This is a genomic window from Streptomyces sp. NPDC098101 (assembly GCF_044760185.1).
Classification (GTDB): domain Bacteria; phylum Actinomycetota; class Actinomycetes; order Streptomycetales; family Streptomycetaceae; genus Streptomyces.
This window is the reverse complement of the sequence record NZ_JBIWAS010000001.1, coordinates 637791-651283: the sequence shown is the minus strand read 5'-3', so window position 1 is coordinate 651283 and position 13493 is coordinate 637791. Positions and strand designations below refer to the sequence as shown.

The 13493-nt window shown below is 69.7% G+C and carries 6 protein-coding genes and 1 pseudogene; 5 read left to right on the top strand and 2 right to left on the bottom strand.

Annotation, left to right across the window (positions count from 1 at the left end; translation table 11 throughout):
• Window positions 1–218 precede the first annotated feature (218 nt).
• The 4 genes from ACIQVI_RS02740 (at window position 219) to ACIQVI_RS02725 (ending at window position 5718) form a co-directional block, all read left to right on the top strand.
• The gene (locus tag ACIQVI_RS02740; RefSeq protein WP_351973951.1) at window positions 219–818 is read left to right on the top strand and encodes a hypothetical protein; all 600 of its coding nucleotides are present in this window, start codon (window positions 219–221) and stop codon (window positions 816–818) included.
• Complete coding sequence (locus ACIQVI_RS02735; RefSeq protein ID WP_403590163.1) at window positions 818–3484, top strand: ABC transporter ATP-binding protein/permease; 2667 nt, start codon at window positions 818–820, stop codon at window positions 3482–3484. The genes ACIQVI_RS02740 and ACIQVI_RS02735 overlap by 1 nt, the downstream gene beginning before the upstream one ends.
• Complete coding sequence (locus tag ACIQVI_RS02730; RefSeq protein ID WP_403590160.1) at window positions 3481–5211, top strand: ABC transporter ATP-binding protein; 1731 nt, start codon at window positions 3481–3483, stop codon at window positions 5209–5211. The genes ACIQVI_RS02735 and ACIQVI_RS02730 overlap by 4 nt, the downstream gene beginning before the upstream one ends.
• 105 nt (window positions 5212–5316) lie before the next feature.
• Window positions 5317–5718, top strand: a complete 402-nt coding sequence (locus tag ACIQVI_RS02725) for a hypothetical protein (protein ID WP_403590157.1) — start codon at window positions 5317–5319, stop codon at window positions 5716–5718.
• 36 nt (window positions 5719–5754) lie between these two features.
• Here ACIQVI_RS02725 and ACIQVI_RS02720 read toward each other — a convergent pair.
• Window positions 5755–6126, bottom strand: a pseudogene (locus ACIQVI_RS02720) (MBL fold metallo-hydrolase); the annotation flags it as partial.
• 340 nt (window positions 6127–6466) lie between these two features.
• Window positions 6467–6994 carry a transposase gene (locus tag ACIQVI_RS02715; protein WP_403592218.1) on the bottom strand — a complete coding sequence of 176 codons (528 nt, stop codon included), beginning with the start codon at window positions 6992–6994 and terminating at the stop codon, window positions 6467–6469.
• 190 nt (window positions 6995–7184) lie between these two features.
• On the opposite strand from ACIQVI_RS02715, the gene ACIQVI_RS02710 reads away from it, so the two are divergent.
• A complete protein-coding gene (locus ACIQVI_RS02710) occupies window positions 7185–13493 on the top strand; it encodes an FG-GAP-like repeat-containing protein (protein ID WP_403590154.1) in 6309 nt (2102 codons plus the stop codon).

Genomic DNA, 13493 nt, shown 5'->3' with positions numbered 1-13493 from the left:
GGCGGGCACGTCACCTTGGGTGAAGACGCAACTTTCTCGATCGGCCGCCGGACGCGGCTTGCCCTGCACGCTCCGAGACCTTAGGGTGCCCTTAGTTAGGGGGGGTAACAATGAAGGGGAAACAGTCTCGGAGCGCGCGAACCGGTGGTCGGCCGCGTCAGATCGAGACGGCCGACATCGTCCGGGCCGGACGGGAGCTCGGGCTGCGGAACCTGAGCATGAACGCCGTGGCGGCGCGCCTCGGGGTGTCGTCCACGGCCCTGTACCGCCACGTGGACGGGCGGTGGGGACTGGAGCGGCTGGTGGGCGAGAGCCTCCTGGCGGAGCTCGACCTCCACGACGACCCGGCCGACGGGCCCGTACCCCATCTGCTCTCCACCGCGCTCCAGTTGCGGGCCTTCCTGCTGCGGCACCCCGGCCTGACCTCGTACGTGCAGACCCTGTTCCCCCGGGGCGAGGGCGGCCGGCGGCTGCTCGCCGCGGCGGCCGGGTCGCTGGCGCGGCGCGGGTACTCCACGGACGCGGGCATCGTGCTCTCGGCCGCCGTCGCGTCGGTGGCCATCGGGTACGCGGCGACCGAGGAGGTCCAGCGGGAGCGGGCCGGGGAGCTCGACGCGCAGCGGCGGGGCGCCGAGGAGGCCCTCCTGGCCGACGCCGACCTCGGGGAGGCGCACCGCGCCCTGCCGACCATCACCCCCGACGAATACGTCCGGCTGTGGCTGGGGGCCGCGGTCCGCGGTTTCGTCGAGGCCGCGCCCCCCGGACGACCCGTGGACGAGATCAGAGCGGCGCTGCGTGCCGCCGGAGAGGGACAGTGATGGCCAGACGCGGCATCAACGGGGTGATCATGCGTGCCTACGGCGCGCGCGACCACGAGGCGACGGTCACCGGGACGGAGCTGCTCGCCCCGCACTTCCTGCGCGTCCGGATGGTCTCCCCCACCCTGCTGGAGGACGTGGTGGTGGCCCCGGCGGCGTACGTGCGGTTCTGGATGCCGGACCCGGACGACCCCGAGGTCGAGCACCAGCGCGGGTACACGCTGTCGGAGGCGGATCCCGCCACCGGGACGTTCGCGGTGGACTTCGTCCTGCACGACCCCGCGGGCCCGGCGTCCACGTGGGCGCGGCGGGCGGAGCCGGGGACGGGCGTACGGGTCACCACGCTGGGCTCCACGCGCTTCGACCTGCCGCCCGACCTGCCCGCCGGGTACCTGCTGATCGGTGACGCCGCCTCCCTGCCGGCGATCAACGGCATCCTCGGAGTCCTGCCCGCGGAGGTCCCGGTGGAGCTCTACTTGGAGGAGCACCGGGAGACGGACCGCCTCATCCCCCTCGCCGACCATCCCCGGGCGAACGTCCACTGGGTGCCGCGCCGGGGCGAGGCGTCGCTGGCCGCCGCGATCCCTGACCGGGACTGGTCGGACTGGTACGCCTGGACCGCGCCGGAATCCGGTTCGCTCAAGCACCTGCGCGCACGGCTGCGCGACGAGTTCGGCTTCCCGCGCAGCGAGATGCACGCCCAGGCGTACTGGTACTACGGGCGGGCCTTCGGCTCCAACCGGCGCAAGGCCGCCGAGGAGCCGGTGCCCGCCGGGGAGGCGGCGGAGGCCGTCCCGGAAACCGGCCCGACCGCGACCGCGCCCATATCCGCGCCCGCGTCCGCACCCGTGGCCGCGTCCGCTTCCGCCTCCGACTCGACGCCCGCGTCCGAGGGCGCGGTCGAGCCGAAGCCGCGCCGGGGCACCTGGCGGGCGCAGGCCGGCGGGCGGCTCCTCGCCCCGCTGCGCCCCACGCTGATCGCCGCCGGTGTCGCCCAGGCGCTCGTCACCCTCGTCCAGCTCGCCCCGTTCGTCCTGATGGTGGAGCTGGCCCGGCGGCTGCTCTCGGGAACGGGAACGGACCGGCTGTGGGCCCTGGGGACCTGGGCCGTCGGCCTGATGGGGGCCGGAGTGCTCCTCGCGTCCGGGCTGCTGCTCTGGCTGCACTGGGTCGACGCCCGGTTCGCCAGGAACCTGCGGCAGCGGCTGCTGACCAAGCTCTCCCGGCTGCCGCTGGGCTGGTTCGACAACCGGGGCTCGGGGCAGGTCAAACAGATCGTGCAGGACGACACCCTCGCGCTGCACTACCTCGTCACCCACGCGGTGCCCGACGCGGTCGCGGCGGTGGTCGCCCCGGTCTCGGTCCTCGTCTACCTGTTCGTCGTCGACTGGCGGATCGCGCTGCCGCTGCTCCTGCCCGTGTTCGTGTACCTCGTGGCGATGACGATCATGGTGGTGCGGTCCGGTCCCCTCACGGCGGAGGCGATGCGCTGGGGCGAGCGCATGAACGTCGAGGCCGGCGCCTATCTGGAGGGCCAGCCGGTCGTCCGGGTGTTCGGCGGCGCGGCGGCCTCCACCTTCCGCACCCGCCTCGGTGAGTACATCGGGTTCCTCGACAACTGGCAGCGGCCGCTCTGCGGGCAGAAGACCTTCATCGACCTGGCCACCCGGCCCGCGACGTTCCTGCTGCTCATCTGTGCCCTCGGCACGCTGTTCGTCACCACCGGGCGGATGGACCCGGTCTCCCTGCTGCCCTTCCTGCTCCTTGGCACGACGTTCGGCGCGCGCCTGATGGGCATCGGTTACGGGCTCTCCGGCCTGCGCGAGGGGCTGCTCGCGGCCCGCCGCGTCCAAGTCACGCTCGACGAGACCGAGTTGGAGACGGACGGGAGCCGGGAGGCCGCGCCGGAGGCGCCGGCGGGCAGGGTCGAGTTCGACCGGGTCGGCTTCTCCTACCGTCCCGGGACCCCCGTCCTGGAGGACGTCTCGCTCACCCTCGAACCGGGCACCGTGACCGCGCTGGTCGGCCCCTCCGGTTCGGGCAAGTCCACGCTCGCCGCGCTCCTCGCCCGCTTCCACGACGTCACCGGCGGCGCGATCCGGGTGGGCGGCCGGGACGTGCGCGAACTGACCGCGGACGAGCTCTACTCCCGGGTCGGCTTCGTGTTCCAGCGGACGCAGCTCGTGCACGGGACGGTCCGGGAGAACATCGCCCTGGCCGTTCCCGACGCGAGCGAGGAGCGGATCCTGGCCGCCGCCCGCGCGGCCCGCATCCACGACCGGATTTTGCGGATGCCCGACGGGTACGACACGGTCCTCGGCCCGGACGCCGCCCTCTCCGGCGGGGAGCGGCAGCGGCTCACGATCGCCCGGGCGATCCTCGCGGACACCCCGGTGCTGGTGCTCGACGAGGCCACGGCCTTCGCCGACCCCGAGTCCGAATACCTGGTCCAGCAGGCGCTGAACCGGCTGACGGCCGGACGTACGGTCCTGGTCATCGCGCACCGCCTGCACACGGTCACCGGCGTGGACCGGATCGTGGTGCTCGACCACGGACGGATCGCGCAGACCGGCACCCACACCGGGCTGCTCGCCCACGACGGCCGTTACCGGCAACTCTGGGACGCCGCGACGGCGGACGCCGACACCACGGGAGCCCACCGATGATCCGTACCCTGCTGTCCCTGCTCCCCGCCGGCAGCCGGCGGGCGATCGGCGTCCATCTGGCGCTGACCGTCCTGGGCGTCGTCCTGCGCGCCGTCGGCGCGGTGCTCCTCATCCCCCTGGTCGCAGCGCTGTTCGGCGGCGAACCGGGCACGGCGTGGCCGTGGCTGGGGGTGCTCGCGCTCGTCACGGCGGCGGGCTGGGCCGTCGACGGCGCGGCGGCGCGGCGCGGCTTCGCCCTCGGCTTCGGCCTGCTCGACACCGGCCAGCGGACGGTCGCGGACCGGCTCGCCGACATCCGTCTGACCTGGTTCACCGCCGAGAACACCGCGACCGGCCGGCAGGCCGTCGCCGCCACCGGACCCGACCTGGTCGGCCTCGTCATCTATCTCGTCACCCCGCTGCTGAGCGGGGTGCTGCTGCCCGCCGTGATCGCCGTGGCGCTCCTGCCGGTCTCCTGGCAGCTCGGGCTCGCGGCGCTGGCGGGCGTCCCCGTGCTCCTCGCCGCGTTCTGGGCGTCCGGGCGCCTCGGGCGCGACGCCGACCGGGCGGCCTCCCGGGCCAACAGCGCGCTGACCGAACGCGTCATGGAGTTCGCCCGCACCCAGCAGGCGCTGCGGGCGGCCCGCCGCGTCGAGCCCGCCCGCAGTCACGCCGGGGCCGCCCTCGCCTCCCAGCACGGCGCCTCGACGCGGCTGCTCCTCCTCCAGGTGCCCGGGCAGCTCGTCTTCGGCCTGGCCAGTCAGCTCGCCCTGCTCCTCCTCGCGGGGACCACGGTCGTGCTCACCGTGGACGGCACGCTCACCGCGCCCGAGGCCATCGCCCTGATCGTGGTCGTCGTCCGCTACCTCGAACCGTTCACCACGGTCGCGGAGCTGTCGCCGGGGGTCGAGACCAGCCTCGGCACGCTCCGCCGCATCCGCGAGGTCCTCGACGCGCCGACCGTCGGCGCCGGCACCCACCGGGCCGACCCGGCCGCGGCCCCCCGGATCGAACTGCGCGGGGTCTCCTTCGACTACGACGGCGGAACGCCGGTGCTCGACGGCCTCGACCTGGTGCTCGAACCCGGCACGACCACCGCGATCGTCGGCCCCTCGGGCTCCGGCAAGAGCACCGTCCTGGCGCTCGTCGCGGGGCTCCACCGGCCCGCGTCCGGCAGCGTCCTCTTCGACGGCGTCGACAGCGCCGAGCTGGACGCCCGGTCGCGCCGCGAGCTCGTCAGCGTCGTCTTCCAGGAGCCGTACCTGTTCGACGGAACCGTCCGGGAGAACGTCCTGGCCGGCGCCCCCGGGGCGGACGACGGGGCGGTGGACCGGGCCGCGCGCCTCGCCCGCGTCGACACCCTCGTCGACCGTCTGCCCGACGGGTGGGGCGGCCGGGTCGGCGAGGCCGGTACGACGCTCTCCGGCGGCGAACGCCAGCGCGTCTCCATCGCCCGCGCGCTCCTCAAGCCGTCCCCGGTGCTCCTGATCGACGAGGCCACCAGCGCCCTGGACACCGAGAACGAGGCCGCCGTCACGGCCGCCCTCACCACCGACCCGGTCCCCCGCACCCGGGTGATCGTCGCCCACCGGCTCAGCAGCATCCGCACCGCCGACCGCGTGGTCTTCCTGGAGGACGGCCGCGTCGTCGAGGACGGCCCGGTCGACGAACTCCTCGCCACCGGCGGCCGGTTCGCCGACTTCTGGCGGCGACAGGACGAGGCGGGCGGCTGGCGGCTCGGCGGATAGGGCACGGCGCCGCCGGGAACCACCGGTCCTTCCGGAGCGTCTGGTTCCCGGGGCGCCGGGCGACACCGCCGCCCCGTCACCACCCGCCCGCCATCGGAGGTCGACGTGCGGCTGATCGGCTTCTACCGGGAGATGGACGCGCGCTACGACGCGGCCTGGGGCGGGCCCGTGCCCGCGCCCGAATCGGGCGCGGGGAGGTACCCGGTCGCGGAGGTGGCGGACTACCTCGCCTCCGGCCACCCCCTCCTGGACGTCACCGAGCTCACCACCGACGTCGTCGGCGGCGCGTTCCGCGTGCCGGGCGGTTCGTCCGTGCTCACCGACGGCACGTTCGTCTGGCGCGCGGACCTGGAGAAGTACGTCGAGCGGTACCGGATCGCCCTCCCCGAGGACTTCCTGCGCGCCGCCCGCGAGAACGGGTTCCGCGTTCCTCCGGCCGACTACGAGGCCCTCCTCCCCCTGTCGGTCGAGGTGAGCGGCCTGCTGGGCTTCCGGGCCGCGTCCTGAGGGACCGGCCCTCCGCGGGCCCGTCTCCGGCCCGCGTCAGCGGTCGCCCGCGAGGTCGAGGTCGCCGCCGCGGGGCTCGGGCGCGGCCCCGCTCCCGGTCTCGGTCCCGGTCCCGGTCCCGACGGGCAGGGTGCGGCGCCACGGGCGGGCGAGGGGCCGGGAGATCCCGCGCCACCACGGGTCCGAGGGCAGTTTCCCGGCCGGTTCGAACGGCTCGCCGGGCCGGGGGAGCGCCACCGCCTGGCCCGCCTCGTCGGCCGCGTCCTTCGTCCACTCCCCCGGCTCGGCCCACGGGTGCGGGGCCAGGTTGAAGGTGGCCCAGTGGATCGGCAGCAGCACACCGGCCGGGCCGCCGCCCTGGAGGTCCAGGTGGGCGCGCGTCCCCTCGGCGGGGGTCATGTGGATGTCGGTCTACATGACCGAGTATCAGACTGCGCGACTTCGCCGTGTTTGCGTCGCCAACCTCGGCTGTAGCAAAGCGAGGTTGGTATCGGCAGGGCAGACGAAGAGCAAAGTGAATGGCTCTCCCCCAACTCGGCTTCACTACAGGCCTCTGCCTTCTCTACCCTCGACTCGAATACGGAACCCTCAGCATCAGGAAGGCCTAGGTCACAACCGGCATCCGAGATGTTCGTCGAGCGGGACCACGGCGGCGGCGAGCGCCTCCGAGGAAGCAACCCCACCCGCGGCTTGGTCGCCGGCTCGGCCCCGCATACCGTCGGCGCTGGCAAACGGCCGCGGACCGGCGTTATCCGGGGCCCTCGTTGACGAGCTGGACCATTCCCCTGTGCGCACCTGCACAGAAGCGCAGCGACAAGCTGGGCGGGACGTGGGACGGGGGGCCTGTCCGTTCCTGTGGAAGATGCTTTTCCACCTGGGGAGTTGTCCGGTTCGGATGGGTGCCTGATGGAACTCGGCCGGTGCGGGTGCCACGGCGGTGGGGCGGCAGGGGCGGAGAGGGAGGGCGGGCGATCGTGGCGTGGATACGGGCGGGACCGGCACCCGTGGCGCTACTCTTGGGCCTGGATCTGATGGGGGCCTGGGTGAAGACGCCGCTCAACGCGTAGCGGCTGAAGCGGGTGTAGACCGTTTGCCACGGCCCGTAGCGGCCGGGCAGGTCACGCCACGGCAGGCCCGTGCGGATCTTGTATGCCATCCCGTTGATGACCCGCCGGTCGTCCACCCTGGGCCGGCCAGTCGAGGCCGAGGGTCTGGACGGCGCCAGTAAATCCCAGCCCTGATCGGTGAATTCAAACTCAGGTGGCGTGAGCCTCAGCCTTTACCCAGCCGCCTCATAGCGAGATCCGGACAGCGTGATCTCGCGAGCCTGCGTTAAAGGCCATGCGAGAGCGAGCGTGATGCCGGCACGGGCTACAGCGAGTATCGGTCACCTGTGCGAGTTCTGCGATCAGGGTCGAGCACCATGGCTGATGATCTCCCTGTTTCCTATGGAGGAGGGGTGAACCGTGTTCAGATCGGCACGTCGTGGCATCGTCTTTGCACTGACATCAGCGCTGCTGGCCACAGTTGGAATCACCGATATGGCGTGGGCAACGTCGGCGTCTCCACCGTCAAGCGTGCTTGCAGCACCGGCCCCGGCGCGCACGGCGGAGGATCTGCCGAAGCCTCCCAGGGCGATGAGCCTGACAGAACGTCGTGCGCAGATGGATCGGACACGCCAGGACTCCTCACCGATGCGGGAGTTCGCCCAGGGAAAGCCTGCTCGCCCTTCGGCGCCCGCGGCTGCGATTCCCGGCAAGCTACCGGGGAACGGGCCTGCGGCGGCAGGAGTACTGCCCAGTGACAGTGCCCGTGCAGCGGCGGCGATGCCGAATCCGGACTGGGTCACCTCGGAAGCAATTGCCTATCCGGGGTCGCTGTCGATCGGCGGGCATCTGCAGTTCTCCTCCGTGCCAGCCTCCTCCGTTTCCGGTCTGTGGCTCTACGTCATGGACGAGCAGGGCTACCCGGCCCTGCAGATGGAGATCAAGCGTTCCACCGACAACCCCGTAGGCCGGTACCTGGCAAACGGCGCCTGGTGCTACGGCTGGTGGGGGACGAACTCCTACCCGGCCGACCGGTGCTTTTGGTGGAGCTCCTCTCTCCTGGGCGGCCACCTGCAAGACGGCAAGAAGTACTACGCCTGGATCTTCCTCATGGCTTCTGACGGCAGCGGAAGTCCCGCAGGCACCACATCTCCTCTCGTGGAGGCCTTCTACACTCCCGACATTCCGGGAGCCCAGGCCGGGGCATGCACCTGCTACGGCCAGTCCTACCGGGCCGACCCGGTCAACACCGCCACGGGCATCTTCTATGACCGCAACACCGATGCCGCGCTCTCCGGCGTAGGTGTGCCCTTCAGGCTGGAACGGACCTACCGGTCCGACTCCAGCGCCGTAGGCCTGCTGGGCCGAGGGTGGTCCACTGCCTTCGACTCCAAGCTCACGACCGTCAGTGGCAGCACCGCAACCCTTCAAGAAGGCGACGGCGCCCGCGTCGTCTTCAAGGAACAAGCCGGCACGTACACCGCACCGGCCGCTTCCAATCTCAAACTCGCCAAGTCGGGCACGAACTACATCCTCACCAGCCGCGACCTGACACGCCGGACCTACAACGCCTCCGGCCAGCTCCTGTCGATACTCGACCGAAGCGGCCAGGGCCTCACCCTGACCTACGCTGGTGGACGCCTCGCCTCAGTGAGCGATGCCCTCGGGCGCACGGTCGAGTTCACTCTCGACACGGCCGGACTGCTCACCAGCGTCAAGCTTCCCGACTCCACCACCGTCACCTACGAGTACACGAACGGGCTGCTCACCTCCGCGAAGGACCCGTCCGGAGCCGCAACGCACTACACCTATAACGCGGACAAGCGCGTCGAGACAGTCACCGGCCGCGGCGGAGGCAAGGTCACCAACACCTACGACACCTCGGGGCGTGTCATCTCCCAGCAGGACGGCTCAGGCAAGACGACGACGTTCCGGTGGGAGAACCAGCGCGAATCCCACACGACCGATCGCAACGGCGGCATCTGGACCGACGTCTACTCCGGAAACGTCCTGATGGAGACCATCAACCCGTTCGGCAAAAGGGTCTCCTACAGCTACGACCGGTACCTGCGCCCCGACTCGATCACCGACGCGTCCGGCAACACCACCAAGATGATGTATGACGCGGCAGGCCGGATGACCACGCGCACATCCCCCTCCTCCGCAAGTCTGACCGAGAGCTGGACATATGACGCCGCCGGAAACATCGCCAGTCACACTGACGGCCGCGGCAAAACATCCACCTACACGTACGACACTGCCAATCGCGTTCTGACCAGCACCGATCCGGCAGGCGGCAAGGTCTCCTACACCTACACGACCAAGGGAGCCCCGGCCAGCGTCACCACGCCCCGCGGCAAGACAACCCTCTACACCTACGACACGGCCGGCAACCGCACAGCGGTCACCACCCCAATGGGGGAGACGACCACCTTCCGCTACGACGCTGCCGGCCGTATCACCGCCATGACCGACCCACGCGGCAACACCACAGGCGCCGATCCGAATGACTACACCACCCTCTACACCTACAGCGCGCAAGGCCTGCTGAGCACAGCAACCGATCCAGCCGGTCACACCACCACCTACACATATGACCCTGCGGGCCGCCTCAGCTCGGTGAAGGACCCGGCAGGCCGTACCGCCAGCTTCGCCTACGACACCGCAGGCCGGCTCATCAAGTCCACCAACCCGGCAGGCAAGAGCGAGAGCCGCACCTACGACGCCAACGGCAACCCCACCTCCACCACCGACGCGCTCGGGAACAAGACCACATACTCCTACGACAAAGCGAACCAGCTGATCAGCATGGTGTCGCCGCGCGGCAACGTGCCGGGAGCCAACGCGGCAGCCTTCACCACCAGCTACGGATACGACGCCAACGGCAACCGCACCACGGTTACCGAACCCACCGGCACCGTCACCACCACCGGCTACGACGACCTAGGTCGCGCGACCAGCATCACCAACGCACTCAACCAGACGACCAGGACCACTTACGACGGCAACGACAACGTCCTCACCACCACCGACCCTCTCGGCAAGATCACCCGTCACACATACACCGACTCCAACCTGCTGGCCACGACCACCGACCCCCTCGGCAAAACCACGACATATGGTTACGACCTCGACGGCAACCGCACCAGCCTCACCACGCCCCTCGGTCACCGCACCACCTGGACCTACGACGCCGACGGCCGCATGGCCACAGAAGTCGATCCTCGCGGCAATGCCGCGGGCGCAGACCCGGCCCATTTCACCACCACGTACGCCTACGACCTCGCAGGCAACCAGACCAAGGTGACCAACGCCCTCGGCAAGTCGACCACCGCCTCGTACAACGCGGCAAATCAACTTGTCACATCCACCGACGAACTCGGCCGAACCACCCGGACCGACTACGACGTACTCGGCCGGATCACCAAGGTCACAAACCCCGAGAACACCGTCACCAGCTACGCCTACAACACGGTCGGCGACCTCGCCACACGCAAAGACCCCAACGGCCATACGACCACCTACAGCTACGATGACGCCGGACGCCCCACCACAGTCACCGACCCTCTCGGCCGCACCGGAACCGTCGGTTACGACCCCGACGGAAACCTCGTCACCGCCACCAACGCACGCGGCGTCACCGCCACCAGCACCGTCGACGCCCGAGGCAGCGCCACCGCAGTCTCCTTCAGCGATAACACCCCCCAGATCACGACCACCTACGACGCACTGGGCCGCCGCAAAGCCATCAGCGACGCCACAGGCACCCGGGCCCTGTCCTACGACACCGCCGGAAGACTGACCGCAGTCACCCCCTCCACCGGCAAGGGCACCTACACCTACACCTACGACGCCGCCGGACAGCTCACCTCACGGGGGATCGACTACACCGCGCCGCAGGCACTCAACTGGAACGGCGCAGTCCAGACCGCATCCGGCGACCTCAACAACGACGGCTACACCGACGTCATCCGCGCCGACGGCAGCAGCGGCATCCATACCTACCTCGGACGCGCCGACGGAACCTTCACCACCGGCACCAGCATCACCGGCTCGGGAACCGGCTTCCACCAGGTATTCACCTCCGAGTACACCGGCGACGGCAAACTCGACCTGCTGGCAGTCGACAAAACCAGCGGGCACCTTCTGCGCTACAACGGCAACGGCACCGGCGGCTTTGCAGCCCCCTTCGACCTCGGCGCCGGCTGGGCGCCGATGACCCTGACGCCCGGCGACTTCAACAAGGACGGCAAACAGGACTTCCTCGCCATCAGCTCCACCGCCAACCGCCTCTACTTCTATCCCGGAAACGGAACCGGCGGCTTCTCCGCCCGCACCGACCTCGGCGGCGGCTGGGGCACCTACCGCATCAACCTTCTCGAGTACACCGGCGACGGAAAACTCGACATCCTCGCCATCAACCCCGCCGACAGCCACCTCTACCTCTATCCCGGAAACGGAACCGGCGGCTTCTCCGCCCGCACCGACCTCGGCGGCGGCTGGGGCGCCATGCGCCTGATACCCGGCGAGCTCAACAACGACGGCAAAGCCGACTTCCTCGCCGTCGACGCCACCAACCACAAATTGCGCTTCTATCCAGGCAACGGCACCGGCGGTTTCGGCGCCTACATCCTTCAGTCCGACGACTGGACCCCCTATGGACTCCCCGCCGTCGGCCGCTACAGCTCCTCCACCAACCAAGGCATCGTCACCGCGGACAACGCAGGCCGACTGCGTAAATGGAACGGTGACGGCAAGGGAACACTGACCGGGGCCCTCACCGCCACCGGTCCTGCCAGCGGCGTCAGGACCACCTACGGATATGACGCCGACGGCCGCCGCACCAGCCAGACCGGAGCAGCCGACACCCTCACCTACACCTACGACCCCGCAGGCCACCTCACCAGCACCGTCCTGCCTGCGAGCAACGGCCACACCGAAAACCGGTCCTATGACCGCGCCGGCCGACTAACTTCGGTCGGCAATATCAAGGGCAGCAACACCCTCGCGAGCTGGCAGCTCACCCTCGACGACGCTGGCCGCACCAGCCGCATCGCCGCCACTCGCGCCGGCCAGCCAGTCGCTTACCAGTACTACACGTACGACGAGGCCGACCGGCTCCTCACCGACTGCACCTCGACCACCCAGGCCACCGCCTGCCCCAGCACCGCAGCTGCCACCACCTACACCTACGACCCGGTCGGCAACCGCACCACCCAGACAAAAGCCGGCGCCGTCACCACCTACACCTACGACGACGCCGACCAGCTGACCAGCCAGACAGCAAACGGCGCCAGTCGCACCTACACCTACGATGCTGACGGCAACCAGACCTCGAACGGCGCCGCCACCTTCGCCTACGACGCGAGGAACCAGCTCTCCTCGGTCACCGTAGGTGCAGACACCTACAACTACACCTACGACGCCGACGGCTACCGCACCAAGGCCGCAAAGGGAACCACCACCCTGCGCACGACATCGTGGGACACCAGTACCTCACTTGGCCTCATCGGCGCCGAGTACACACCCGCAGGCACGATGACAGCCGAGTACCAGCACAACCCCCTCGGACAGGCCCAGACCGTCACGACTGGAGCAACGAGCTACTACCTCCACCACGACCAACTCGGCTCCATCACCGACGTCACCGACACGGCCGGCACTGCCCGCATCCGCTACGCCTACACCGCATTTGGCGAGGCCACCAAGACAGACGTAGCCACCAACCCGCCCGCCAACCCCTTCACCTACACCGGTGCCTACACCGAACCCACCACCGATGCCGCCGGCTACTACCTCCGCGCCCGCAACTACGATCCCGCCCAAGGCCGCCTCACAGGCACCGATCCCGCAGGCTTTACCACCGGAGCCCCCGCCGTCTCGCCCTACGTCTACGCCGACAACACCCCCACCCGTTACACCGACCCCACCGGATGGAGCCCCGACGACCCCACCGACGACAAGGTTCACTCCATCGGTGAAGCAGCCGAAGTCATCGGCGACGGTCTGGTAAAGGGCTTCAAACTGCCCTTCGAGTTCGTCGGTGACGTCTACAACGGCATCACCGGAAACAACGGCGGCGCCGGTGCCTTCTTCGACAAGTACCTCCCCGTCCGACCCGCTTACCGTCTCTACCGTGCGGCCCAAATGTTCCGCGACCAGGGATGCGAAGCCCTCTACGACCTCTACAACACCGCCGCCGGAGAACTCGCCGCAGAGGTCGCACTCACAGGGGTGACCGGACTCAAGGGATGGAAGCGGGACGCTGTCTCCCCACCCACAGGAGGCAGGTACTACGGAGAACCGAGCGAGACCCGCTTCGGTCTGCCCTACTACACCCCCGACCACCCCTCGACAAAGCAACGCATCAACCCCGAAGGCGGCACGAGGAACTGCGGGCTCTGCGCCACTGCAGGAGACGACCTACTGGGAGGTCGGAACCCGAATGGCGTCCCAGGGGCTGACCACCCCATGACACTCGCAGAGCTGTCAGCTCTCACCGGACGCTCGTTCGTGAAGAAGGGCGGTCTGAACCCCATCGTCGCCGACCTTCTAAGCTGGGGTCCCGGAGCACGTGGAATCGTGGCAGCTTTCCCCCGCAGCGGCGTCGGCCACTACTTCAACGTCGCTAATATCAACGGCAAGGTGGTCTTCCTCGACTTCCAGACCGGAAAGGCCAACCCCGCGGCTCCGAGATACAGGGACTACTACCTCATGAGGACGAACTGA